The organism is Leucobacter massiliensis (genome assembly GCF_002982315.1).
GTDB lineage: Bacteria > Actinomycetota > Actinomycetes > Actinomycetales > Microbacteriaceae > Leucobacter > Leucobacter massiliensis.
The window spans coordinates 415,881-440,695 of record NZ_MWZD01000017.1; the positions used below are offsets into that span (position 1 = coordinate 415,881).

The window sequence follows — 24,815 nt, forward strand, 5'->3', positions numbered from 1 at the left end:
CCGAGCGCCCTCGCGCCGCCCTCTCACGATCGCCCCTGTCCCGTCCCGACGCCGCGACCCGTGCGCCGCCCGCGCCGCAGCGCCGCGCCCGCGCCGACGCCGACGAGTCCGGCGCCGAGCAGCCCGAGGGCCAGCAGGTCCGCGCCCGTGACCGGCAGACGCCCGGCGCTCTCGGGGCCGGGGCCCTTCCCGGGTCCGGGCTCCGCTCCCGGCCCGCCGCCCTCATCACCGGAGGCGTGCACCCCGAGGCCGAGCCGCGCCGTGAGCCGGGAGACGGCCTCGGCGTCGGCCTCGGCCGGCAGTGTCACCGCCAGGAGCAGCTGACGCGGCTCGTCGCTCCGCAGCTCTCCGAGCTGAAGGGGTTCCCCGCCGCCCAGCAGCTCCTCGAACGGGGTCTGCGGGAGCACGACGGCCCGCTCGCCCGAGCAGGGGATCGCGTCCGCGTCGAAGTCCCGCCGCGGCTGGGGGTCGGCGTCGGCGGGCAGCGCGAAGCTGCCCGCGCAGCTGTCGAGCCGGGCCCGCAGCCCGCCCTCCCGGATCAGCGGTCCTGAGCCGTTGAGGCTCGCCGCGAGCGCCCCGCGCTCGGCGTCCCACATCGACGCCTCGATCACCCAGATCATGGTGTCGCCGGGCCGCAGGGTCGCATGCAGCGGGGTGGCGACGTGCGCGCCGAGCCGCAGCAGGCCCGGCTCGCCGGTCTCCGAGAGCTCCTCGAACACCGCAGCCGCCCGCGCACCCGCGAGACCGAGGCCGAGCACGGCGAGCGCGAGGCCCGCGCCGAGCAGCAGGCGCGCGGCGGCGGGGGCGCGCCGGCGCGCGCTCACGGGACCGGCTCCGCGTGCCGTGGGGTGTTCTCGGCCCGGCCGGTTCCCGGCGGGCGTGCTCCGTCGTCCGCGCACGCGTCGGCGTCGGCTTCGGGGCGCGCCGGCCAGAAGGCCCACGTGACCAGCGCCCCGACGCCGAGGATCAGCAGTCCAGCGCCGATCGGGGTCTGTAGCAGCATGAGCGCCGTGCCGAGGTGGGGGAGCGCGACGACGGTGCGCCGCGCCTCCGTCACCACGTAGGGCAACCGGTCCGGGGTGTCGTTGTCGTCGCCCTGCATCACGAGCTCGCGCGCGGCGGGATCGCCGGGATCCGGCGGGGCTTCTCCCGGCAGGGCGGCGCGCAGTTCCGGTCCGTTCGGCACCCGGGCCGCGACGTCCCGCACCTCGATCACCCGGTGGGTGACGGGCAGGGGCGCACCGGCTCGCTGCACCGTGAGCACGTCGCCCGCGCGCACCTCAGCCGCCCGCACCGGCAGCGTGACCGCGACCGTGCCCTGGGGCATGGTCGGGCTCATCGAGCCGGTGCGGAGCACGACGAGCGCCGCCCCGGTCGTGGCCGAGTAGGCGAACCAGCCGGCCAGCGCGAGAGCCGCCGCGACCACGATCGAGGTCACGACCGTGCCGAAGATCCTGCGGAACATGGCGCATCCCGGTGGCGGGTCAGCCGGAGACGGCCGCGAACTCCCAGGCGGGTGCGATCGTGCGTCCCATGAGGTCGACCCCTGCGGCCTCCGCGACGGACTGGGCGTCCGCGGGCAGCGAGATGACGAAGCAGTAGTGCTGCGGTGCTCCCGGTGCCGCATCGGTGGCGGCCGCCAGAGCCTGCGCGGCGCTCGCACCGGTGCCCAGCGATGCCGAGTCGATGCCGTCCACTGCCGTCCAGTCGGCGGCGTCGAATGTGCCGGCGGCGCAGGCCGGCGCGCTCGTCTCGGCCGAGGTGTGCACGGTCAGCTCGACGGCGTTCCAGAGGGCCTGGCCGGCGTCGGAGACGGTGATGCCCTGTGCCGCGACCGCGCCGCTCAGGGTGACCTCGCCGCCGAGCGACCCCGTCTTCGTGCGCAGCGAGACGGGTGCGTAGACGGTGTCACCGGGGGCGAGCGCGAGTGCGGCGGTCGTGAAGTCGAGCGCGCCGCCGGGGTTCGTCTCGTCGTCGCGCCAGCTGCCCTCGGTGAATTGCTCGACCTCGAAGGTGCCCGTGCCGATGCCCGGCTCGTCGCCGGCGGCTCCGCCCCACACCCACTCCGAGTCGGTCCAGGAGGCGAGCGTGTAGGCGGCTCCGAGGCCGACGGCGAGTGCGCCGGCTGCGACGGCGGCGATCTTGCGGTTTCTGCGCGACGACGAACGTGTGGTGTGCATTGCGGATCCTCTCTGCGTCTTGCGTCGAGAGGTTCCGGGTGGCCGGGGCCCGAGCGCCCCCGCGCGTCCCCCCGAACGCACCGGAGCGAAAAGCAAGTCGAGCTTCCCAGTTTCTCCGTTCCCGCGAGGCTAACACCCTCGGACGCGCCGGGCAATCCCCGCCCCATTCCGCGCGCCCGCAGTTGCCGGCAGCGGGGAGCCGGAGTCAGGGGAGGAGGCGGTTGGGGCCCCGGAAGAGGTACGTGACCTCGCGGATCGAGGACTGCTGCAGCATGAGCATGAGCACACGGTTCAGTCCCATGCCGAAGCCGCCGTGCGGAGGCACGCCGTAGCGGAAGAAGTCCAGGTAGAACGACAGCTCCGCCGGATCCATGCCCTTCTCCACGGCCTGCGCCTCGAGCACCTCGATGCGGTGCTCGCGCTGCGCGCCGGTCGAGATCTCGGTGCCGCGGTAGATCAGGTCGTAGCTGTTGGTCAGCGAGGGATCGTCGGCGTGCCGCATGTGGTAGAACGGCCGGATCGACCACGCGTAATCCGTGAGGAAGACGAAGTCGTGCCCGTACTGCTCCTTGACGTAGGCGGCGATCCGGCGCTCGCCCTCCGGGTCCATGTCGGCGTCGGCGCGGGGCACCTCGTAGCCGCGCTCCTTCACGATCTCCTTCGCCTCGGCGAGCGGGATCCGCGGGAACGGCCGGGAGGGGACCTCGAGCTCGATGCCGAAGAGCTTCTGCAGCTCCTCGCCGTGCCGCTCCTTCACGGCGCTGAGCCCGGCGACGATGAGCTCCTCGTGCAGCTCCATGACGTCCTCGTGCGAGTCGATCCAGCTCAGCTCGGTGTCGATCGAGGTGAACTCGGTGGCGTGACGCGAGGTGAAGGAGGGGTCGGCGCGGAAGGCGGGCCCGACCTCGAAGATGCCGCCGAAGCCCGCGGCCTGGGCCATCTGCTTGAAGAACTGGGGGCTCTGCGCGAGGAACGCCTTGCCGTCGAAGTACTCGACCTCGAACAGCTCGGCGCGGGACTCCGAGGCCGACGCCATGAGCTTGGGGGTCTGGATCTCGATGAAGCCGCGCTCCACCCACACCTGGCGCAGGGCGTGCAGGAAGGTGGTCTGCACGCGGAAGACGAGGTTCTGCTCGGGGCGGCGCAGATCGAGGAAGCGCCAGTCGAGACGCACGTCGATGCCGCTGTCGGCCGCGATCGGGTTGTCGGGCAGCGCGCGGGTCACGACCTCGATCTCCTCGATCTGGATCTCGACGCCACCGAGCTTCACGCGCTCGTTGTGCTGCAGCTCGCCGGTGACGGTGACGAAGGTGCCGTGCGTGAGTTCGCTGATGGTGCGGGTACGGGGCACGAGGATGTCGGATCGCGGGTTCTCGGGGTCCGGTTCGCGCAGCACGCCGCCGTTGACGAGCTGCACCGCCCCGCTCTCGTCGCGCAGCACGACGAACTGCACGTAACGCTGGTCGCGCACCTTCTCGACCCAGCCGGAAACACGCACGGGGCCGTCTTCGCGGGCGGCCAGGTCCTTGATCAACACACGCTCAGTCACCCGCCCATCCTACCGGCACCCCGTGGCGGCGCCACGCGGCCCGGCGGGCGCGGCACGTGGCCTCGGGCGAGTGGAAGAATGGGCGGGTGAGTGAGGTCCCGGATCCCGAGCAGCAGACCATGCCCGACGTCACTGCGGCAGAGCACCCCGCAGCCCGGCCGAGCGCCGAGGCCGTGCACCCGGAGCGCAGCACGGCCGGGGCGGGACCGTGGCCGGGCGGCCGGGAGGCCTGGCCGAGCGAGGATCACTACGATCCGGAGCTCCTCGAGCACGGCGACTCCCGCAACGTCGTCGACCGCTATCGCTACTGGCGCATGGAGGCGATCGTCGCCGATCTCGACCGGCACCGGCACCCCTTTCACGTCGCCATCGAGAACTGGCAGCACGACATGAACATCGGCTCGATCGTGCGCAGTGCGAACGCCTTCGCCGCCGACACCGTGCACATCGTCGGCCGGCGGCGCTGGAACAAGCGCGGCGCCATGGTGACCGATCGCTACCAGCACGTCGAGCACCGCGAGAGCATCGCGGCCCTGGTGGCGTGGGCGAAGGACGAGGGGATCCCGATCGTCGCGATCGACAATGTGCCGGGCTGCGTGCCGATGGAGACCTTCGCCTGGCCGGAGCGCTGCGTGATGCTCTTCGGCCAGGAGGGGCCGGGACTGACGGCCGAGGCGATCGCCTCCGCCGAGGCGGTCGTGGAGATCACCCAGTACGGCTCCACCCGGTCGATCAACGCGAGCGCGGCTGCCGCCGTCGCCATGTACAGCTGGGTGCAGCAGCACTCGCCGCTGCGCCCCGGGGCCGCCCCGCGCTGAGCGCCGCCCCTACTCGCCGTCGACGACGCTGAGCAGCAGGTGCCCGTTGGGGACCGTCTGGCCGAGGGGTGCGTCGATCGCGGTCACGACCCCGTCGCGGTGCGCGTAGATCGACTGCTCCATTTTCATGGCCTCGAGCACCACCACGAGGTCGCCCTTCGCGACCCGCTGGCCCTCCTCGACGGCGAGCTTCACGACCGTGGCCTGCATGGGCGCGGCGACCGCGTCGCCGGTGGCCGTCGCCACGCCGGCGCCCTTTGCGCGCTTGGGCGCGGGGCCGCGCGTGACGTCCTGGTCGACGAGCGGCAGCAGGGTGGCCGGCATGGTGACCTCGACCCTGCGGCCCTCGACCTCGACGACGACGGTGCGGCGCTTCGGATCCTGCGCGATCGCGGACAGCTCGCCCTCCCAGGGGTCGATGTCGTTCTCGAACTCGCTCTCGATCCAGAGCGTGTAGACGCCGAAGCGGCCGTCGGGCGCCGTGAAGGCGGGATCGCGCACGATCTTGCGGTGGAAGGGCAGCACGGTGGGCAGCCCGTGGATCTCGAACTCGTCGAGCGCGCGGCGGGAGCGCTCGAGCGCCTCCTCGCGGGTGGCGCCGGTGACGATGAGCTTCCCGAGCATGGAGTCGAAGGCGCCCGAGACCACGTCGCCGGTGGCGACGCCCGTGTCGACCCGCACGCCGGGACCGGCCGCCGGCTTGAAGAGGGTGACGGGCCCGGGGGCGGGGAGGAAGCCGTTTCCGGGGTCCTCGCCGTTGAGGCGGAACTCGAAGGAGTGGCCGTGCGGCACCGGGTCGGCGTAGTCGATGACGCCGCCCTCGGCGATGCGGAACTGCTCGCGCACGAGGTCGATGCCGGTGACCTCCTCCGAGACGGGGTGCTCCACCTGCAGGCGCGTGTTGACCTCCAGGAACGACACGGTGCCGTCCTTCGCGACGAGGAACTCGCAGGTGCCCGCACCGACGTAGCCGACCTCCTTCAGGATGGCCTTCGACGCGGCGGTGAGCTTCTCGTTCTGCTCCGCGCTGAGGAAGGGCGCGGGGGCCTCCTCCACGAGCTTCTGGTGGCGGCGCTGCAGCGAGCAGTCGCGGGTGGAGACGACGACGACGTTGCCGTGCTGGTCGGCGAGGCACTGGGTCTCGACGTGGCGGGGCTTCTCCAGGTACTTCTCGACGAAGCACTCGCCGCGGCCGAAGGCGGCCACCGCCTCGCGGGTCGCCGATTCGAAGAGCTCGGCGACCTCCTCGCGCTCGTAGGCGACCTTGAGGCCCCGGCCGCCGCCGCCGAAGGCGGCCTTGATGGCGATCGGCAGCCCGACCTCGTCGGCGAAGGCGAGCACCTCCTCGGCGTTCTGCACCGGGTCGCTCGTGCCGGCCGCGAGCGGGGCGCCCACCTTCTCGGCGACGTGCCGGGCCGACACCTTGTCGCCGAGGCGCTCGATTGCCTCGGGGCCGGGGCCGATCCAGGTGAGGCCCGCGGCGATCACGGCGCGCGCGAACTCGGCGTTCTCGGCGAGGAAGCCGTAGCCGGGGTGCACCGCGTCGGCGCCGGAGCGGCGCGCGACCGCGAGGATCTTGTCGATGACGAGGTAGGTCTCGGCGCTGGTGGTGCCGTTCAGCGCGTAGGCCTCGTCGGCGAGCTGCGCGTGCATGGCGTCACGGTCCTGGTCGGCGTAGACGGCGACGGAGGCGATGCCGCTGTCTGCGGCGGCGCGGATGATGCGGACGGCGATCTCGCCGCGGTTGGCGATGAGCACTTTACGAATGCGCGACATGGATGACAGCCTATTGGAGCCGCGGGGCCGAGCCTTGGATATGAGCCACAAACCTTCCCCCGATTCATTGCCGATGCGCATGAGCGCGCGCCGGGCCGGCAGGATGCACGAACGGTAGACTGGCCCGGTGGTGAATCCAGAGATCCAGGGTCGCGTGTATCCGCCGACCGCCCCGTACCTCGTCGGCCGCGAGAAGGTGCGCGAGTTCGCTCGCGCCGTGCTCAGCGCCTCGCCGCTGCACCTCGATCCGGCCGCCGCCAGGGAGGCGGGCTTCGCCGACGTCGTCGCTCCGCCGACCTTCGCGGTGGTGGTGCAGGAGGCGACGCTGGCGCAGCTGCTCGCGGACCCCGAGGCGGGCGTCGATTTCTCGCGCGTGGTGCACGGCGATCAGCGCTTCACCTACACGCGCCCCATCGTCGCCGGCGACGAGCTGACCGCCACCCTCACGATCGCGGCGGTGAAGCAGCTCGGCGGGCACTCGATGGTGACCGCTTCGAGCGAGATCGTCGACGCGGGCGGCGAGCACGTCGTCACCGCGGTCTCCACGCTCGTGGTGCGCGCGGCCGAGCACGAGGCAGGAGAGGCCTGAACCCATGAGCATCCCCGTCTTCGCAGAACTCGCACCGGGCCAGCTCGTCGCCGAGCGCGAGCTCCACCTCACCCGCGACCGCCTCGTGCGCTACGCCGGAGCCTCCGGCGACTTCAACCCGATCCACTACCGGGACGACGTGGCCGCCGAGGTCGGCCTGCCGGGGGTGCTCGCCCACGGCATGCTGACCATGGGCGCGGCCGGCTCGGTCGCGACCGACTGGCTCGGCGCCGCGGCACGGGTGCTCGACTTCCAATCGCGCTTCACGCGACCCGTTCCCGTCGACGCGGCGGCGGGCGCCACGGTGACGGTGACCGTCACGGTGGGCGCGCTCGACGAGGAGCGCCGCACCGCGCGCCTCGACCTGAAGGTCGTCTTCGACGGCGCGACCGTGCTCGGCAAGGCGCAGCTGGTGGCGGCGTTCCGGTGATCCTCCCCGACATCGTTCCCGAGCCCGTTGGCGACGGCACGCGGCTCTCCGAGCTGACGACGATGCGCGTCGGCGGTCCGGCCGAGCGGATCCTGCTCGCACGCAGTGCCGAGGATCTCGCGGGCTTCGCGACGGAGCTGCACGATGCCGGCGAGCCGTGGTTGCTGCTCGGGGGCGGATCCAACACCGTCGTCTCCGACGAGGGCTTTCCGGGGCCGGTGCTGCTCGTGCGCAGCACCGGAATCTCGGTGGTCGAGGACGCGGAGGCCGCAGCCGCCGGGCGGGTGCGGGTGCGCGCGCAGGCGGGCCACGACTGGGATCATCTGGTCGCGAGCTGCGTGGCGCGGGGCTGGGCGGGCATCGAGGCGCTCTCGGGGATTCCGGGACTCGCCGGAGCCGCGCCCGTGCAGAACATCGGCGCCTACGGCCAGGAGCTCGCGGAGGTACTGCACTCGGTCGAGTTCCTGGATCTGGCTGCGGGGGAGGTGCGCCGTCTCTCGGCGGCGGAGCTCGAGCTCGGCTACCGCGACTCGGCGATCAAGCGCGGGCTGGAGGGCGTCGTGCTCTCGATCGACCTGCTGCTGGAGGACGCCGGAGCGGCGCTCGCCGGCGCCGGAGCCGACGTCGACGCCGGTGACCCTGCGGCGCCGGGCAGGCACGCCGCCCCAGGGTCCGGGCCGGAGGCAGGGACGGACGCGGGGCCGGCGCTCTCCGCCCCGGTCCGCTACGCCCAGCTCGCCTCGGCGCTCGGCGTGGAGCTCGGCACCCGGGTGCCGCTGCGGGTGCTGCGTGACGCGGTGCTGCGGCTGCGGGCGGCGAAGGGCATGGTGCTCGACGAGGAGGATCACGACAGCTGGAGCGCGGGATCCTTCTTCACGAACCCGATCGTCTCGGAGCGCTTCGCGCGGAGCCTGCCGGCGGATGCCCCCCGGTTCCCGATCGGCGAGACGGAGTCCGCACCGGCCGTGACGAGCTTCGAGGAGCTCGCCGCCGGCGTCCCGTTGCGCGTGCCGCAGCCCGCCGCGGAGCGGAGCGTGAAGCTCTCCGCTGCGTGGCTCATCGAGCACTCGGGGCTCTCACGCGGCTTCCGCCTGCCCGGATCCGGTGCGGCCATCTCCTCGAAGCACACCCTCGCGATCACGAACGGCGGTGCGGCGACGGCGGGCGAGGTGGCGGAGCTCGCCCGCCTCGTGGTCCAGCGGGTGCAGCAGGAGTTCGGCCTGATCCTCGCGCCCGAGCCCAATCTCTACGGCCTGGAGCTGTAGGGCTCATGCGCGTGCAGATCGTCGGCCGTGGCCGCATGGGCGCCGCCCTCGCCGCCGGGCTGGGCGAGGCCGGGATCGGGCTGCTGCCTTCTGGCGGCCGCGGGGCGACGGGGGAGGGCGCCGATGTGGTGCTGCTCGCGGTGCCGGACGGCCAGATCGCTGCTGCGGCGTCCGCAATCGAGCCGGGGCCGCTGGTGGGTCACCTCTCCGGGGCGACCGGGCTCGCCCCGCTCGCCCCGCACGAGGGCTTCAGCCTGCACCCGCTGCTGACGGTCACGGGATCCGAGCGCTCGCTGGCGGGCGCCTTCGCCGCGATCGACGGATCGAGCGAGCGTGCGCTGGGGGTCGCGCGCGAGCTCGCGGCGACGCTGGGGCTCACGGCGTTCCGGGTCGCCGACGCCGACCGGGCCGCCTATCACGCGGCGGCCTCCGTCGCCGCGAACTATCTCGTCGCGCTCGAGGGCTTCGCCGAGCGCCTCGCCGCGACCGCCGGGGTGCCGAGAGCGGCGCTCGCCCCGCTCGCCGAGGCCGCGCTGCGCAACTGGGCCGAACGGGGCGCTGCTCTGGCGCTGACCGGCCCCATCGCGCGCGGCGACGAGGCGACGGTCGCGGCGCAGCGCGAGGCGGTGGCCGAGCGGGTCCCCGAGGGGGTCGCGCTCTTCGACGCGCTCGCGGCCGCGACGCGTGAGCTCGCTGCGGTCCGGGACCGCGACGGGGGCCGAGGGGAGGCGCGGGCATGAGGATCGTGCGCACCGTGCGCGAGCTGCGCGCCGCGCTCGCCGAGGCCCGCGCGGCGCACTCCGGCGCCGTGCGGGGCGGGGTGCACCGGGTCGGCATGGTCCCCACGATGGGCGCGCTGCACGAGGGGCACCTCTCGCTCGTGCGCGCCGCCCGTGCCGAGAACGACACGGTCGTGCTGTCGATCTTCGTGAATCCGACCCAGTTCACGGAGGCGGCCGATCTCGCCGCCTACCCCCGGCAGGAGGAGCGCGACGCCGCGCTCGCCGCCGGGGCGGGAGTCGACGTGATCTTCGCTCCCGAGGCTGAGGAGATGTATCCGGCCGGCTTCGCGACCACGGTGCGCGTCGCCGGTCCGCTCACCGAGACGCTGGAGGGCGCGGCGCGCGGGGCGGCGCACTTCGACGGCGTAGCCACGGTGGTGTCGAAGCTGCTGCTCGCGGCGCTGCCCGATGCGGCCTACTTCGGGCAGAAGGACGCTCAGCAGCTGCTCGTGGTGCGGCGCATGGTCGCGGATCTGGGGATCCCGAGCCGCATCGTCGGCTGCCCCACCTCGCGCGACCCCGACGGTCTCGCCCGTTCGAGCCGGAATGTGCGATTGAGCGCCGAGGAGCGCGGGCGCGCGCTCGCCATCCCGCGCGCGCTCGAGGCGGCGGCCCGGGCGCTGCGAGGCGGCGCGCGCGATGCGGCGGCGGTGCGCGCCGCGGCGGAGGCCGAGCTGGCGGCCGCGGGGATCGCGGCCGAGTACGTGGCGGTCGTCCATCCGGAATCGCTGGAGCCGCTGGAGCGGCTCGACGGAACCGCACTGCTCGCGATCGCGGCGCGCGTTGGCGGCGTGCGGCTGATCGACAACGCGCTGCTGGGAGAACCGGCAGCGGCCGGCCCCGGTGCCGTCGGACAGGCGCATCCCGCAAGACCTGCCGGGCTGTCCGCCTCCGCCGCGCCCGCCGACCCTCCGGCCGCCGGAGCGAAGCCCACCCAGCGAACCGACCCCTGACCCCGAAGACGAGGAGCGCTCATGTCCCGAGTGACGATCCCGATGCTGCGTGAGAAGCGTGAGCGCGGCGAGCCCATCGTGATGGTGACCGCCTACGACTATCCGGGCGCGCGTGTGGCGGAGCAGGCCGGCGTCGACATGCTGCTCGTCGGTGATTCCGGCGCGCAGGTCGTGCTCGGGCACGAATCGACGGTGACGGTGACCCTCGACGAGATGCTGGTGCTCGCGAAGGCGGTGCGCCGCGGCGCCGATTCGGCGTTCGTGGTGTGCGATGTGCCCTTCGGCTCGACCGAGGTGTCGGACGCGCAGGCGGTGGAGACCGCGGTGCGCTTCGCGAAGGAGGCGGGGGCCGACGCGGTGAAGCTGGAGGGCGGCGGGCGGGATCGCCTCGACCGTATCCGCGCCATCGTCGCGGCCGGGGTGCCCGTCGTGGGGCATGTGGGTCTCACCCCGCAGACCGCGACGGCGCTGGGCGGGATGCGGGCGCAGGGCCGCACGGTCGAGAGCGCGGTGCGGCTCGTGGAGGAGGCTGTGGGGGTGCAGGACGCGGGCGCGTTCTGCGTCGTCGTCGAGGCGGTGCCCGCGGAGGTGACGGAGGTGCTGCGCCGCGTGCTGCAGATCCCGATCATCGGCATCGGCGCCGGGCCGGCCGACGGGCAGGTGCTCGTGCTGCACGATCTGCTCGGGATCACCGAGGGACGCACCGCGAAGTTCGTGAAGCGCTACGGCGAGCTCGGCGAGGCGATGGTGGCGGCGATCGGCGCATACGCCGCGGAGGTGCGCTCGGGCGCCTTCCCCGGGCCCGAGCACCGCTACACGGCCGCCCCCGAGGCCGTGGAAGCCGCTCGCGCGGCCCTCGGCTGAGCCCGCCCGCGCTGCGGCGAGCGGCTCAGAGCCGGTCGAGGGCGTGGCGCAGGTCGCGGATCAGGTCCTCGGCGGATTCGAGCCCCACGGAGAGGCGCAGCAGGCCGGGCGTGATCCCGAGCCGCTCGTTCAGCTCGGGAGCGAAGGTCGAGTGCGTCGAGCTGAGCGGGTGGATCACCATCGAGCGGGTGTCGCCGATCCCGGTCATGCGCGAGAACACCCGCAGCCCGTTCACGAAGGCGCGCGCCCCCTCGATCCCGCCGCGCACCGTCACGCCGAACACGGAGCCGGTGCGTCCCCGTCCCTCGGCGTCCGCCCCGTAGTCGCGCACGGCGCGAGCGTGCAGCGGGTTCGAGGGCAGTCCGGCGTAGTCGACCGACTCCACCTCGGGCTGCTGCTCCAGCCAGGCCGCGATGCGGATGGCCGACTCGACGTGCCGCTCCATGCGCAACGACAGGGTCTCCATGCCCTGGTGCAGCAGGAAGCCGTGCAGCGGCGAGAGCGTCGGCCCGATGTCGTTGACGACCGACTCGCGCACCGCGCGCGCATAGGCGCCGCGGCCGAAGCGCTCGAGCATGGGGGCCACGCCCGCCCGGCTCGACTGCGTGATGAGCGGGAAGGAGCGGCCTGCCCGCTCGGCGGCCGCCCAGTCGAAGTTGCCGCCGTCGACGATCGCGCCGCCGACGGCCGCCCCGTGGCCCGTGAGGAACTTGGTCGTCGAGTGCACCACGACGTTCGCCCCGTGCTCGAAGGGGCGGATCAGCGCGGGTGTGCCGACGGTGTTGTCGACCACGAGCGGCAGGTGATGGCGGGCGGCGACCTCGGCGATGCGCCGCAGATCGGTCACGTCGTTGCAGGGGTTCGGCACGGTCTCGGTGAAGATGGCCTTCGTCTCGGGGCGGATCGCGCGCTCCCACTCGGCGTCGTCATCGGCGTCCCAGACGTAGTCGAAGCCGATGCCGAAGCGCGCGAAGCTACGGCCGAAGAGGATGCGGGTGCCCCCGTAGATGGAGGCGGTCGAGACGATGTGGTCGCCGTGCTGGGCGAGGGCGAGGAGCGCTGAGGTGATCGCCGCCTGGCCGCTCGACACCGCGACCGAGACGACCCCGCCCTCCAGCGAGGCGAGGCGCTCCTCGGCGACCCAGTTCGTCGGATTGCCCTGGCGGCTGTAGATGGGGGCGTGCTCACTGGGGGACGGGGCGGTCGCCCGGCCCGCGTGGTCTTCAGCCCGCCAGTGGATGCTCCCGTCGAAGCGGCTCACCTGGTCGTCGAAGTCGTCGAAGAGGTAGCCGGCGGACAGGGCGATCGGCGGCACGCGCAGCCCGTGGTTCCGGTCGGGGTACTCGCCGGCGTGCACCTGGCGCGTCTCGAAGCCGAAGCCGTCCCAGTCGTAGACGGGAGGTTCGGGGCGTGGGGAGGAGCTCATGGGGCCTTCTTCGCGGGTGGTGGGCGGGTGCTGTCCGGGCGGCGGAGCGCTGACCGGAGGGGTCATCGCTCGGGCAGCGCTGTGGCGATGCGCCTGACGGCCTCGCGGATCGTGTCGGGCGCGCAGGCGAGGTTGATGCGGGCGTGCCCGGAGCCTCCGGCGCCGAAGGCGGGCCCGCTGTTCAGGGCGACGCGGGCCGCATCGCGCAGCCGCCGGGCGGGGTCCTCCCCGAGCCCGGCTGCGCGGAAGTCGAGCCAGTTGAGGTAGCCGGCGCGGGATCGGGTGCGGCGGACGCCGGGCAGGCGATCCCGCAGCAGCTCGCCGAAGAGCCGCTCGTTCGACTCGATCTGCGCGACGGCGCGTTCGAGCCAGTCGCGGCTCTCGGCGAAGGCGGCGATGCTCGCGTGCAGGCCGAGGATGCTGGTGCGGCAGGCCACCTCGGGCGGCAGACCGCGCAGCGTCGCGTTCGCGCGCTCGTCGGCGGCGACGATCACCGAGCATTTCGTGCCGGCGATGTTCCAGCCCTTGCTCGCCGAGGTGACGGTCACGGCGAGCGCCCCGGCCGCTGCGGCCAGCGGGGCGAAGGGGGTGAAGGGCTCGCCCGCGTGCGTGAGCGGGGCGTGGATCTCGTCGGAGATCACGAAGACGCCGTAGCGGGCGGCGAGCTCGGCGAGCCGGCTCAGCTCCTCCGCCGAGTGGATGAGCCCGTGCGGATTGTGCGGGCTGCACAGCAGGAAGGCGTCGATGCCGGGCTCGCCCGCGAAGGCCCGCTCGATGGCGTCGAGGTCGAGACGGGGGGCGGGAACCGCGGCGGGATCCCCGTCCGGCTCCTCGGAATCGGCGGCCGCGGCGCCGGGCTCCCGCGCCAGCGGCACCTCGACCACCTCGAACGGCACCTCGTCGAGCATCTCGAAGAAGCTCGGATAGACCGGCGTGGGGAGCAGGAGCCGCCCGCCCCGCGGGAGGAAGCGCCGCAGCGATTCGACGATTCCGGTGGCCACGTCGGTCGCGAGATGGATGCGGTCGTGCGGGATCTCCCAGCCCCAGCGATCCCGTGCGAAGCCGGCGAAGGCCGGGGCGAGCGGGCCTGGGCCGTCGAGGTAGCCGGTGTCGGAGGCGCGGATCCGCTCGATGAGGGTGCGCTGGATCGCGGGTGCGACGGCGAAGTCCATCTCGGCGACGAAGAGCGGCAGCACCCCGGCCGGGTAGCGCGTCCACTTCAGGCTCGTGCGCTCGCGGCGCAGCAGGGCGGGATCGAGTTCGGCGAAGGGCACACCGCCCGGATCGGTACAGTCCTCGTGGTCGCTCATGCCCTCCATGCTTCCTGCCGCGGAGGCGAGGCGCGAGCGGGGAGGTAAAGCGGCGTCATATGACGGCCCGTGGCACGGGCCCGCGTGCGCAGAAACGGGGAACGGGCCCCGACCGTGCGGTCGGGACCCGTTCCCCGTGAGGCCAAAGAGGCCGCGCGACTCCTTAGAGCTGCGCTGCGCGCTGGCGGCGAGCCACCAGCAGCGTCACGCCGGTGCAGAGCAGCAGCGCCGCTCCGGCCGCGAGCCCGAAGGGCAGCAGCGAGGCGTCACCGGTGACGGGCAGGCTGCCCGCGGCGTTGTCGCCGCCGCCGGTGCCGTTGCCCGCGCCGCCGGTGCCGCTGCCGGCGCCGTCAGCGCCGCCGACCGCTCCCGCGCTTCCGCCCGGGTCACCCGGCGTCGCCGCCGCGTTCACGGCGAAGCTGACGGTGGTCGGAGCCGAGTCGATCTCGTTGATCGCCTGGGTCACGGTGACGGTGTAGCTGCCGGCGCTGAGCGCCTCGGGGAGGGCGACGGTCCACTCGCCGCCCTCGACGGTCGCGGCGACCAGCTGCGCGGCGAGGGCCGCGACGGCGGCCTCGGAGGCGGGGCCGTCGACGTTCACGGTGACGGTGGCGCCGTCGATGCCGGTGCCCGAGATCGTGGTGGGCGCGGCGTCGAGCTCGAAGACCTCACCGTCCGCGAAGGAGGTCACCTTCGGGGCGGCGGGGCTCACGGTGACGGTGCCGGTGCCGGTCTCGGAGACCTCTTCGTTCAGGATCTGGACCGCGGTGACCTCGTAGCTGCCGATGGGGAGGGGATCCTCGAGCGCGAGGCTCCAGGTGCCGTCCTCGGCCACGGTGGCGGTGCCGACGGGCTCGTCGGCGAGCTCCACCTCGACGGTGGCGCCCGGGGCGCCGGTGCCGGTGAGGGTGACGGTCGTGCCGTCAGCGCTGTTCGCGGGGATGTTCAGCTCGTCGATCGTCGGAGCGGCGAACTCGACCTCGATGTCCAAGGTCGTGGACTCGGAGGTGCTGAAGCCGTTCTTCGCGGTGAGCGTGAAGCTCACCGCGCCCGGCGCCTGCGGGGCCTTGAGGGTGACGGTGCCGCCCGAGACGGGGATGGTCTCGCCTGCGCTGCCGCGGCTGACCGAGAGCTCCTTGGCGTTGCCGGGCACGGAGACGACGATGTCGGATCCGGGCTTCACGGTTGCGCCGTTCGCGGGGCTGGTGACGGTGGGCGCGTCGATGTCGAGCGCGACCTCGTAGCCCGCGAAGTCGGAGAGCTCGAGGGCGTCCTGCAGGCGGGTGGCGAACATCCAGGAGCCGTCCTCGGGGCCGCCGCTGACGACGCCCACGGCGGTGCTGCCCTGGATGACCGCGCCACCGGAGTCGCCGGGTGCCGCGCCTGCGTCGTTGAGGAAGCCGTGCACCCAGCGTCCGTCAACGCGGATCCAGGTGTCGAGGAGGGTGTAGTCCTGGCCGTCGATGGTGACGGTGGTGTCGCCCTGCGTGTAGCCGGTGGTGCGGCCCGACTTGGCGACCGCGCCCTCGACCGGGTCGCCGACCGACTTGACGGGGATGGTGCTCTGCGAGAGATCGTCGCTGAGCGCGCTCTCCCAGTCGGTGACGGCGGGCAGCAGATCGAACTGCGAGCCGAGGTTCTCGATCACGGCGACGTCGGTCGACTCGGGGTCGTTCTCTTCACCGGGGTTGTTGACGCCGGGTCCGCCGAAGCGCCACGAGCCGAAGTCGCCGAGGGTGCCGGTGCCGTTGGGCTCGCCGGCCTCGGCGGAGTCCTGGCCGGTGACGGCGGGCTGCACCGAGGGGCGCACGAGCTCCGTGCTCTGCAGCTCGCCGTCCTTGACGCAGTGACCGGCGGTCAGCAGGGCCGGATCGCCGGTGGGGCTGAAGGCGGGGAAGCCGACCGAGCAGAAGTACGCGCCGTCGGCGAGGTAGCCCGCGCCGCCGACGACGTCGGTGTTCGCGTAGGCGATGATCGGCTGGGTGTAGAGCACCTTGTCGAAGGCGGTCTCGCCGGCATCGGTGGCCTCGGCGAAGTCCTCGACCTTCTCGTTCTTGGTCTCCTCGTTGGCGAGCAGCACGAGCTCGCCGGCGGGCGTGCGGGCCGAGCCGACGGCCTCGCCGCCGGTCTTCGCCTCGAAGGCCTCGGCCGAGTCGATCGCCTGGCGGTCCGCGTCGCTGAGCGCCTCTGCCGGAGCGGCGCCGGTCGCGCCGGCTGCGGCGGGAGCCTCCTGCTGCGGCGCCTCCGCCACCTGCTCCGCGGCGGGTGCCTGATCCTGCTGCTCCGTCGCGGGTGCGGTGTCCTCCGCGAGGGCGGGCGTGGCGAAGAACAGGCTCCCCATGCCGATGGCCGCCGCGGCTCCGAGCGCGAGTGGTCTACGGTGTTTCACTGGTTTCCCCCCTGGAAGCGTGAGCGATGGACGTGCGGACCCTCCTGGTCGCGCAAGCGCTCACAAACCTCAACCAAGCTAACCTGCATGTTTGCTGGACGCAAGCCAAATTTCGATTTTTCTGCGGGATGACGCGCCGCAGCCGGCGGGCACGGCGCGATTCTCCCGCGCCGCGCACACCCGGGCGGGTTACCATGCTGCTATGCATCAGGGGAGAGCGTGGAAGAGCGGCCGCACAGCGGCGCTGGCCGCCGTGGCGGCGGGCGTGCTGGCCCTCTCGCTCTCGGCGTGCGGCACGCCGGGCGGGGGAGCGGCACAGTCCGGAGAATCGGGAGAGGGGAACCGGGTGGACGTGGGTCAGGAGGTGCTGGGCAGCTGGAGCTCCGACGAGAAGGGCACGCCCCGGCTGGAGTTCTCCGAGGACGGCACGGTGCAGGGCACGGACGGCTGCAATGGGATCTCGACGAGCTATGAGGTGCAGGACGACCGTGTCGTGCTCAAGGAGTTCGCCTCGACGCTGAAGGCTTGCCTGGGCGTGGACGACTGGCTGCGCGGGGTGCACGAGGTGCGGCCCGAGGGGGACACGCTGCTCGTGAGCAACGCCGCCGGCGAGGAGATCGGCGAACTCCACCGCGACGCCTAACGCCCGCGCCCCACCGCGAGCGCCACCGTGTCCGAGAGCAGTGCCTCGAGCGGGCCGCGGCGGCCCGTGAACGAGAGCACCGCGCCAATGGCGATCGCGACGGCGAGCTGCAGGGCGAAGGCGTCCGGACCGAAGGCCCACCAGGGCAGCGTGTCGCCGGTGAGCAGGCTCTGATCCCGCAGCACCGGCCCCAGCGACCACGCGGTGACCCAGATGTGCAGGGCGTAGATGGTGAGCGGGGCGGCGCCCGTGGACCGGAGCACGTCGAGCAGGCGGGGCACGCGCGCACCGCGCGGCGTCATGTCGCGGTCGCACAGGAGCACGAGCAGGCCGATCACCGCGAGCGCGATGCCGACGGTGCGGGCGATGTCGACCGGGGAGCCTGAGTGCGGGGTGGCGAGCAGCTGCGCCCACAGTTCCGTCGAGAGCGGTGCGCCGCTGCCCGACTCGGCGAACGCCTCGGGGCCGATCGGGCCGGCCGGGTTGTAACCGTACGAGACGGGGTTGGCGCGCACCAGGTTCGAGCTGAGTTGGGCGGTGGCGGCGAGCACCGCACCCGCGACGGCCAGCCCCGTCGCGAGGCGCGTGAGCGTGCCGCTTCGGCCCGCCGCGACGAGCGCACGCCCCGCGAGCACGCCCGCGAGCAGATACACCGCCCAGGTGATCGCCGGGTAGATGCCGGTGAGCAGCAGCGCGCGGATCGCCTCGGTCCAGTCCGCTCCGAAGGTGGCGAAGCTCACCGCGCGCCCCTCGAAGCCGTCGATGTCGAGCGCGGCGCGGACGGCCGCGTTGAGCGGGCCACCCGCGAGGCCGAGTACCACCGCGATGGCGGCGATGAGCCAGCCACGCGCGGCGATGAGCGGAGCGACGAGCAGCATCGCTGCGCCGTAGTAGGCGAGCACCACCACGAAGGGATCGTCGAGCATGCCGAGCCACAGCCCGAGCAGCAGGATCAGCGCGCCGCGCACCGCGACGGCGGTGATCGCGGGGCCGGCGTGCCGCTCCGGGTGCAGGCGGCGCGTCGCGAAGACCGCGCTGAGCCCGCCGAGCACCGCGAACAATGGCGCGGCGATTCCGTCGGTGAGGGTGTCGGTCACCGCGGCGACGGACAGGGCCGACTCCGGAGCGAAGGGATCCCACGTCACGATGGTGATGAGGTGGGCGGCCATCATCCCGGCGATCGCGAGGAGGCGCGCGAGGTCGACGCCCACGAAGCGGGAGCGTTCGAGTGGCTGTTCGGCGGTCTCGGCGGATGTCATCGTGTGCTGCCGGGAGTCCGAGGGCGGGAGATCTCGGCGCCGACTGCCGAAGAGGGGCCCGGCCGCACCGCGTGGCCGGAGCCCCTCTTCGGCAGCGCGGTGCGCGCCGAGGGCTAGCGCTCGTCCGTTCGCAGCTGCCGCCGCGTGAGGAAGATAGCCGTCGCGCCGAGCAGCAGCATGACGACCGCCGCGACGCCGTAGGGGAGCAGCGAGGGCGCGCCCGTGGTGACGAGCCCTGTGCCCGGCGTCGTCACGGTGGTGGGTCCCTCAGCAGTGCTCGGGGGAGCGGTCGCTGCCGGATTACCCGGATCCGTGACCGGGGCTGCAACCGTGAAGCCGACGACGACGGCGTCCGAAGCGAGGCCGTTGACGGTCTGCGTCGCGCTCACCGTGTATTGCCCCGCGATGAGCGGGCTATCGAGTGCAATCGTCCACGCGCCGTCGGTCACGGTGGCCGTGTAGGCCCGGCCGGCGACGGTGACCGTGACGGTTGCGCCGTCGATGCCGGTGCCCGAGATGGTGCTCGGGGCGTCCGTGAGGGCGAAGCCGTCACCGTTGGCAAAGGAGGTGATGACGGGAGGGCCGGGCCGCACCGTGGCGCGCGCCGTGCCGACCGGTGAGACCTCGTCCTCCCAGCTCTGTGTCGCCGACACCGCGTGCTCGCCGATGGCGAGGGGGTCGGCGAGCGGGAGGGTCCAGCTGCCGTCGGACCCCACCGTGACGGCTCCGATCACCTGGCCGTCGATCGTGACCTCGACCGTCGCGCCGGGAACCCCAGTGCCGTTCAGGGTGACCGCGGCACCCGTCCCGTCGCTTGCGGTCACGTCCACGTTCTCGATCGTGGGCGCCATGAAATCGACCTCGAAGGTGACCGTCACGGGCTCGGACTGGCTGCGGCCGTTCCGGGCGATGAAGGTGTAGGTGTAGGTTCCTGGAGTCAGCGGGGCCTGGATGGTGACCTCACCGCTCGTGGCGTCGAGCACATCCTCGGCGGGATCGGCGTCGGAGCTCGCCACCAGCTCGTCGGCATTGCCGGGGACGCTCACCACGATGTCGGACCCGGGATCGACGAGCGCACCGTCCGCCGGGCTCTCCACCACGGGAGCGTCGATGTCCAGCCGGATCTCGTAGCCGGAGAACTCATCGAGTTCGAGCGCGTCCTGCAGCCGGGTGGCCCAGGTCCAGGAGTTGTCATCCGGTCCGCCGCTCACCAGACCGACGGCGGTGTTCCCTTGGAGCACTGCGCCGCCCGAATCGCCGGGGCTGGACGCGGCGTCGTTGAGGAAGCCGTGGACCCAGCGGTCATCGACCTGCAGCCAGCCGTCGAGGAGCGTGATGTCGTCACCGTCGATGGTGACGGTGGTGTCGCCCTGCCGCAGTCCGCTCGTGCGGCCCGAGGCCGTCACCTGGCCCTCGACGGGATCGGCCACCGACTTCACCGGGATCGTGCTCTGGGCGAGGTCGTCGGCGCCACCGGCGCTCCAGTCCGTCACCTCGGGGAGCAGCGCGAACTGCGCGTCGATGTTCTCGATCACCGCGATGTCCGTGGACTCCGGGTCGTTTTCCGCCCCGCTGGAACCTGCGGGCAGGCCGCCGAAGCGCCAGGCCCCGAAGTCGCCGAGAATCCCCGTGCCGTTCGGAATGCCGCCGCTGCCTGGGACGTCGCCCGTTACGGCGGGCTCCTGGGAGGGGAGGGTGAGCCCCGTCAGCTGGGTGGCACCGTCGTCGGTGCAGTGGCCGGCGGTCAGCAGCGCGGGATCACCGTCTGCGTTCCAGGCGGTGAAGCCGATCGAGCAGACCGTCGAGCCGTCCGTCACGTAGCCCGCACCGCCGGTGACGTCGGTGTCGGCATACGCGATCGCCGGCGCGGTGAGTAGCATCTTGTGGAAAGCGGTATCGCCCTCGGCGGTCGCCTCGGCGAAGGCTTCGACCTTCTCGTTCGCCGATTCTTCGCTGGCGAGGAGGATCAGTTCGCCCTCCGGGGAGTAACCGGTGGCCACGGCCTCGCCGCCGGTCATGGCTTCGAAGCTCTCCGCCGAGTCGATGGCCTGGCGCGCTTCTGCGCTCAGCGCTTCCGGGCTCAGCGCCTCGGCGGGTGCCACGCCGCTGCCTGCTGCCGCATTCTGCTCGGCGGCACCGGCGTCTTCTGCGAGTGCCGGGGCAGCGGCGAAGAGGCTGCCGAGACCGATCACGACGGCTGCGCCGAGGGCGAGCGGCGTATTTCGTCTGCTCATCGAGTAATCTCCTTTGATGTCTTCCTGCTGACGGCAAGCAGCCGTCAGCCTCACCTGGAGAAATCGACAGCCAGTCTTAAGGATAGGCTGTGAATGTGCTGGGCACAAACAAGCGATTCGCGTTCGTCGCTGACTGATTCACCTCGGCAAGCGCGAAAGCAATGACTCCGAGTTCGGCCGAAGCCCTGCTCCGATCCTGCGAAGGGCGCCGCACTCATCGGCCGAACCCGCACGGCGGCGCTCCTCGCGGGAGTTCGCGGTGGAGGCGGGATCGCGGCGCGGAGCGGCCCGGATGGTCGCGGGTCGACGGGAGGGTCAGTCCCGGCCGCGGTTGCGGCGGCGAATTTCGCGCGGGGGGCGGCCGCCGAGGAAGGACGCCGCCGAATCGACCACGAAGCCGCGGCGCAGCGCCTCGCGGCCGATGAGCATGCGGAACACCATCTCATCGCGGTCGGTCAGGGTGAGCTCCGCCTCGATGCTGCGCCCCGCGAGCCCGATCTCGGCGAGCACCACCGGGCGCTCCTGCGCGTGGCCCGAGGAGCTCCGCACGGTGCGCCGGTCGTGCACGGGCAGCTCCACCACGACCTCGTCCTCCTCGGTGAACTGCCACGGCTGCACGGTGAACCGCACCCACGACGCGCCGTCGCGCTCGAACTCCGTGATCTCGCTCGCGTGCAGCGCAGAGGTCTGCGCCCCCGTGTCGATCTTCGCCTTGATCCACGGAACTCCGATCCCGCTGAGCGACACCCATTCACGCCAGCCCGTCAGGGTGCTTGAATGGTGGAGTCCGTTCACGCTCCCATCTTGGCAGGAAATCACCGTGAAACTCGCGATTCTCTCGCGCGCCCCGCACGCGTACTCCACTCAGCGGCTCCAGGCGGCCGCCGCGGACCGCGGGCACCGGGCGAAGGTGCTCAACACGCTGCGCTTCGCGATTGACCTGGCCTCACCGGAGGAGCCCGACCTGCTGTACCGCGGCAAGCAGCTGAGCGACTACGACGCGATCCTGCCCCGTATCGGCAGCTCGATCACCTACTTCGGCACCGCCGTCGTGCGCCAGTTCGAGCAGATGGACGTCTACACGCCCAACACGGCCAACGGCATCTCGAACGCCCGGGACAAGCTGCGGGCGATCCAGATCCTGTCGCGCCACGGCATCGACATGCCCGCGACCGCGTTCGTGCGCAACCGGGCCGATGTGCGGCCCGCCATCGAGAGCGTCGGCGGCGCACCGGTCGTGATCAAGCTCCTGGAGGGCACGCAGGGCATCGGCGTCATCCTCGCACCGCAGGTGAAGGTCGCCGAGGCGATCATCGAGACGCTGCACTCCACCCGCCAGAACGTGCTCATCCAGCGCTTCGTCGCCGAGAGCCGGGGCCGGGACGTGCGCGCCCTCGTGGTCGGCGACCGTGTCGTCGCCGCGATGCGGCGCATCGCGAGCGGGGACGAGTTCCGCTCGAACGTCCACCGCGGGGGCACGGTCGAGGCCGTGCAGCTCGACCCCGCCTACGAGCAGGTCGCGGTGCGGGCTGCCCAGATCATGGGGCTGCGCGTCGCCGGCGTCGACATGCTCGAGGGGGATGAGGGCCCGCTCGTCATGGAGGTGAACTCCTCGCCGGGCCTGCAGGGGATCGAGACCGCGACGGGTCTCGACGTCGCGGGCGCGATCATCGACTACATCGCGAACCAGGTGAACTTCCCCGAGATCGACGTGCGCCAGCGGCTGAGTGTCTCGACCGGCTACGGCGTCGCCGAGCTGACCATGCACGCCGGCTCCGAGCACGTGGGCCGTGCGCTCGGCGATCTCGGTCTGTGGGATCGCGACATCACCGTGCTGACGCTGCATCGCGGGGTGCAGGTCATCCCGAACCCGCGCAAGCACGTCGTCCTCGAGCCCGAGGACCGGCTGCTCTGCTTCGGCAAGCTGGAGGAGATGCGATCCATGATCCCGGATCGCAGGCGGCGCCGGGCCCGGGTGCGCAAGCTCCCCAAGTCTGCCGCCGAGCTCGCCGAGGGCTGAGGAGCGGATGCCGCGCTGAGCGGCGGGCGGGACCGGCGCGCGCTGGGCTCCGGGTGAGGCGCACCCGCGGGACGGTACGGGACTCAGCCCCGGGCAGCGGTGAGCTGGAACTCCACCGACCCCGAGTCCTCCACCGAGACGAAACCGAGGCTCGGGGCCTGCACCCCGAAATCCGCGAAGGTGATCGGGATCGACCCCGCGATCTGCGCGGTCTCGCCATCGGACGTCACCTCGACCGAGGCCGTCACGGTGCGCGTGACTCCGGCGATCGTGAGCTCCCCCGTCGCCTCCGTCTTCACGACCGCGCCCGATTCGGGCGCCGCGTCAAGCGAGACCGGGTCGGTCAGGGTGAAGGTGGCCGTGGGGAACTCGCCGGTGCGCAGTGCGTCGTCGCGGAAGTAGGCGTCGCGCTGGGCGCTGTCCGTCGAGATCGAGGCCACGTCCACCTCGAGCTGCGCGCGTTCGAGCGTGAGCCCGTCACCGCCGATCGTGAACTCTCCCGTCACCTGCTCCGTGCGGCCGGTGACCGTGACGTCGGTGCCGTTCAGCACCTCGTCGACCCGGTACCCCGCCTCGGATCCCTCCGACACCTTCCAGGTGCCGAGCAGCTTCTGGGGGTCGAGCTTCTCGCCCGAGGGCTCGCCCGCCGTCATGCTCTCCTCGGTGCTCAGCGTCGGAGCGCTCGCGGCGGGCGGCGCGATGAAGTCGCGATAGATGACGGGACCCGCGAGCGCCGCGATCGCCGCGAGGGCGAGCACGCCGGCTCCTGCGCCGATGAGGATCTTCTGGGACTTCTGCACGGTGGGCTCCTGACGCCGCTCGGTGGGGGTGTCTCACCACCGTGGCAGCCGCCCCCATGAGGAACCTTGGAGGGCCGGGGGAAACCCCTGGAAGCGGGGGCGGCCGGCGCCACCCGACGCCGCGGCGGCGGGATCGGAGCCCGCCTAGACTGGAGCCCATGACTGCTCGATGGCGCTCCGTGTCCGAGGCGGCCGGCCTGATCGGCCCCGGCGGGCGGGCCCGCCCCACGATCTTCGCGGAGATGACCGCGCTCGCCCACGAGACGGGTGCCGCGAACCTCGGTCAGGGCTTTCCCGACGAGGATGGGCCGTCCTGGATCCGTGAGGCCGCCGAGCGCGCCATGCGCTTGGGCGCGAACCAGTACCCGCCGGGCCGCGGCATCCCCGAGTTGCGCGCCGCCGTCGCCGGACACCAGCGGCGGCACTACGGCATCGAACTCGACCCCGAGCGCGAGGTGCTGGTCACGGCGGGTGCGACGGAGGCGCTGACGGCCGCGATCCTCGCCCTCACCGGCCCCGGCGACGAGGTCGTCACCCTCGAGCCGTTCTACGACTCGCACGCCGCGGCCATCGCCATGTCGGGTGCCACGCACGTCACCGTGCCGCTGCTCCCCGGCCCCGACGGCTTCCGGCTGGACACGGAGGCCCTCGACACGGCGGTCGGAGCGCGCACCCGGCTGATCGTCGTGAACACGCCGCACAATCCGACCGGCACGGTGCTCACCCCAGCCGAACTGCAGCGCGTGGCCGACGCGGCGCAGCGCGCCGACGCGATCGTCCTCACCGACGAGGTCTACGAGCACCTCACCTTCGACGGCGCGAGGCACACCCCCATCGCGACCCTCCCCGGCATGGCGGCGCGCACCCTCACCGTGTCCTCGGCGGGCAAGACCTTCTCGTTCACGGGATGGAAGATCGGCTGGATCAGCGGGCCCTCCGAGCTCATCGAGGCGGTGCTGGCGATCAAGCAGTTCCTCACCTACTCGGGCGGGGCCCCCTTCCAGCCGGCGATCGCCCGGGCCCTCACCGAGGGAGACCGCGACATCGCCGAGCTGCGCGACTCGCTGTCCCGGCGCCGCGGACTGCTCGTCGACGGGCTCCGCGACGCGGGCTTCGAGGCGTCCGCCCCGCAGGGGACGTACTTCGTCTGTGCCGATGCCGCGCCGCTGATGGGCGGCGCGGGTGCCGATGCCGCGCCGCTGATGGGCGGCGCGGGTGCTGATGCCGCGGGCCTCGCGGGCGGCGGGCGCGACGGGGCGGCGTTCGCGCGCGAGCTGCCGGGCCGGGCGGGGGTGGCGTGCGTGCCGCTGTCGGCGTTCTGCAGGCCGGGCTCGGCGACGTCCGAGACGCTGTCCTCGTGGCTGCGCTTCACCTTCGTGAAGGACGAGCCCACCCTGCGCACCGCCGTCGAGCGGCTCCGCTCGCTCGCCGCGTAGCGCCGCCGTCCCGTCGTCCCGTCGAGTCCGCATGTTCCCGTCGAGTCCGCACGTTCCCGCCGAGTCCGCACGGATCTGCGCGGCCGAAGCGT

The 24,815-nt window shown here is 72.8% G+C and carries 22 protein-coding genes; 10 read left to right on the forward strand and 12 right to left on the reverse strand.

The window, feature by feature from the left end; all coding sequences use genetic code 11:
* Positions 1 to 23 precede the first annotated feature (23 nt).
* From B4915_RS08820 to aspS, 4 genes are all read right to left on the reverse strand, one after another.
* Positions 24 to 824: a hypothetical protein gene (locus B4915_RS08820; RefSeq protein WP_105805430.1), complete on the reverse strand. Its 801-nt coding sequence runs from the start codon at positions 822 to 824 to the stop codon at positions 24 to 26.
* Positions 821 to 1,465 (reverse strand): S24/S26 family peptidase, encoded by a 645-nt coding sequence (locus B4915_RS08825; RefSeq protein WP_105805431.1) that lies wholly within the window; start codon positions 1,463 to 1,465, stop codon positions 821 to 823. The genes B4915_RS08820 and B4915_RS08825 overlap by 4 nt, the downstream gene beginning before the upstream one ends.
* Before the next feature lie 19 nt (positions 1,466 to 1,484).
* A complete protein-coding gene (locus tag B4915_RS08830; protein WP_105805432.1) occupies positions 1,485 to 2,180 on the reverse strand; it encodes a SipW-dependent-type signal peptide-containing protein in 696 nt (231 codons plus the stop codon).
* A gap of 205 nt (positions 2,181 to 2,385) precedes the next feature.
* Positions 2,386 to 3,729: an aspartate--tRNA(Asn) ligase gene (aspS, locus tag B4915_RS08835; protein WP_245907414.1), complete on the reverse strand. Its 1,344-nt coding sequence runs from the start codon at positions 3,727 to 3,729 to the stop codon at positions 2,386 to 2,388.
* A 119-nt stretch (positions 3,730 to 3,848) separates the two neighbouring features.
* On the opposite strand from aspS, the gene B4915_RS08840 reads away from it, so the two are divergent.
* Positions 3,849 to 4,547 carry a TrmH family RNA methyltransferase gene (locus B4915_RS08840; protein WP_105805795.1) on the forward strand — a complete coding sequence of 233 codons (699 nt, stop codon included), beginning with the start codon at positions 3,849 to 3,851 and terminating at the stop codon, positions 4,545 to 4,547.
* 9 nt (positions 4,548 to 4,556) lie between these two features.
* On the opposite strand, the gene B4915_RS08845 is transcribed toward B4915_RS08840, so the two are convergent.
* Positions 4,557 to 6,323: an acetyl/propionyl/methylcrotonyl-CoA carboxylase subunit alpha gene (locus B4915_RS08845; RefSeq protein WP_105805433.1), complete on the reverse strand. Its 1,767-nt coding sequence runs from the start codon at positions 6,321 to 6,323 to the stop codon at positions 4,557 to 4,559.
* 130 nt (positions 6,324 to 6,453) lie between these two features.
* Here B4915_RS08845 and B4915_RS08850 point away from each other — a divergent pair, with 130 nt between their 5' ends.
* The 6 genes from B4915_RS08850 (at position 6,454) to panB (ending at position 11,206) form a co-directional block, all read left to right on the forward strand.
* Positions 6,454 to 6,912: an FAS1-like dehydratase domain-containing protein gene (locus tag B4915_RS08850; RefSeq protein WP_105805796.1), complete on the forward strand. Its 459-nt coding sequence runs from the start codon at positions 6,454 to 6,456 to the stop codon at positions 6,910 to 6,912.
* Between the two features lie 4 nt (positions 6,913 to 6,916).
* Positions 6,917 to 7,342: a MaoC/PaaZ C-terminal domain-containing protein gene (locus B4915_RS08855; protein WP_105805434.1), complete on the forward strand. Its 426-nt coding sequence runs from the start codon at positions 6,917 to 6,919 to the stop codon at positions 7,340 to 7,342.
* A gap of 62 nt (positions 7,343 to 7,404) precedes the next feature.
* Positions 7,405 to 8,607: an FAD-binding protein gene (locus tag B4915_RS08860; protein ID WP_105805797.1), complete on the forward strand. Its 1,203-nt coding sequence runs from the start codon at positions 7,405 to 7,407 to the stop codon at positions 8,605 to 8,607.
* Positions 8,608 to 8,612: 5 nt separating this feature from the next.
* Positions 8,613 to 9,347, forward strand: a complete 735-nt coding sequence (locus B4915_RS08865) for a DUF2520 domain-containing protein (RefSeq protein ID WP_105805435.1) — start codon at positions 8,613 to 8,615, stop codon at positions 9,345 to 9,347.
* Positions 9,344 to 10,342 (forward strand): pantoate--beta-alanine ligase, encoded by a 999-nt coding sequence (panC, locus tag B4915_RS08870; protein WP_105805436.1) that lies wholly within the window; start codon positions 9,344 to 9,346, stop codon positions 10,340 to 10,342. The genes B4915_RS08865 and panC overlap by 4 nt, the downstream gene beginning before the upstream one ends.
* A 21-nt stretch (positions 10,343 to 10,363) precedes the next feature.
* Complete coding sequence (panB, locus tag B4915_RS08875) at positions 10,364 to 11,206, forward strand: 3-methyl-2-oxobutanoate hydroxymethyltransferase (protein WP_105805437.1); 843 nt, start codon at positions 10,364 to 10,366, stop codon at positions 11,204 to 11,206.
* Between the two features lie 25 nt (positions 11,207 to 11,231).
* Here the strand turns inward: panB and B4915_RS08880 are convergent, their stop codons facing one another.
* The 3 genes from B4915_RS08880 to B4915_RS08890 form a co-directional block, all read right to left on the reverse strand.
* Entirely contained in the window at positions 11,232 to 12,632 is a 1,401-nt protein-coding gene (locus tag B4915_RS08880) for an O-acetylhomoserine aminocarboxypropyltransferase/cysteine synthase family protein (protein WP_105805438.1), read from the reverse strand.
* 62 nt (positions 12,633 to 12,694) lie between these two features.
* Positions 12,695 to 13,942, reverse strand: a complete 1,248-nt coding sequence (locus B4915_RS08885) for a MalY/PatB family protein (protein ID WP_245907415.1) — start codon at positions 13,940 to 13,942, stop codon at positions 12,695 to 12,697.
* A gap of 163 nt (positions 13,943 to 14,105) precedes the next feature.
* The gene (locus tag B4915_RS08890) at positions 14,106 to 16,331 is read right to left on the reverse strand and encodes a trypsin-like serine protease (RefSeq protein WP_146120057.1); all 2,226 of its coding nucleotides are present in this window, start codon (positions 16,329 to 16,331) and stop codon (positions 14,106 to 14,108) included.
* 202 nt (positions 16,332 to 16,533) lie between these two features.
* Here B4915_RS08890 and B4915_RS08895 point away from each other — a divergent pair, with 202 nt between their 5' ends.
* Complete coding sequence (locus B4915_RS08895; RefSeq protein WP_105805441.1) at positions 16,534 to 16,974, forward strand: META domain-containing protein; 441 nt, start codon at positions 16,534 to 16,536, stop codon at positions 16,972 to 16,974.
* Here the strand turns inward: B4915_RS08895 and B4915_RS08900 are convergent.
* The 3 genes from B4915_RS08900 to B4915_RS08910 form a co-directional block, all read right to left on the reverse strand.
* Positions 16,971 to 18,233 (reverse strand): heparan-alpha-glucosaminide N-acetyltransferase domain-containing protein, encoded by a 1,263-nt coding sequence (locus B4915_RS08900; protein ID WP_105805442.1) that lies wholly within the window; start codon positions 18,231 to 18,233, stop codon positions 16,971 to 16,973. The two genes, B4915_RS08895 and B4915_RS08900, sit on opposite strands and share 4 nt — an antisense overlap.
* 113 nt (positions 18,234 to 18,346) lie before the next feature.
* Entirely contained in the window at positions 18,347 to 20,467 is a 2,121-nt protein-coding gene (locus B4915_RS08905) for an Ig-like domain-containing protein (RefSeq protein WP_105805443.1), read from the reverse strand.
* A 315-nt stretch (positions 20,468 to 20,782) separates the two neighbouring features.
* The gene (locus B4915_RS08910) at positions 20,783 to 21,262 is read right to left on the reverse strand and encodes an ATP-dependent zinc protease family protein (protein WP_105805444.1); all 480 of its coding nucleotides are present in this window, start codon (positions 21,260 to 21,262) and stop codon (positions 20,783 to 20,785) included.
* Positions 21,263 to 21,287: 25 nt separating this feature from the next.
* Between B4915_RS08910 and B4915_RS08915 the strand changes: the two genes are divergently transcribed.
* Positions 21,288 to 22,487, forward strand: a complete 1,200-nt coding sequence (locus tag B4915_RS08915) for a RimK family alpha-L-glutamate ligase (protein ID WP_105805445.1) — start codon at positions 21,288 to 21,290, stop codon at positions 22,485 to 22,487.
* Positions 22,488 to 22,570: 83 nt separating this feature from the next.
* Here B4915_RS08915 and B4915_RS08920 read toward each other — a convergent pair whose 3' ends face one another.
* Positions 22,571 to 23,287, reverse strand: a complete 717-nt coding sequence (locus tag B4915_RS08920; protein ID WP_105805446.1) for a YceI family protein — start codon at positions 23,285 to 23,287, stop codon at positions 22,571 to 22,573.
* A 158-nt stretch (positions 23,288 to 23,445) separates the two neighbouring features.
* On the opposite strand from B4915_RS08920, the gene B4915_RS08925 reads away from it, so the two are divergent.
* Positions 23,446 to 24,723, forward strand: coding sequence for an aminotransferase class I/II-fold pyridoxal phosphate-dependent enzyme (locus B4915_RS08925; RefSeq protein ID WP_105805447.1), 1,278 nt, complete (start codon positions 23,446 to 23,448; stop codon positions 24,721 to 24,723).
* The last annotated feature ends 92 nt before the right edge of the window (positions 24,724 to 24,815 follow it).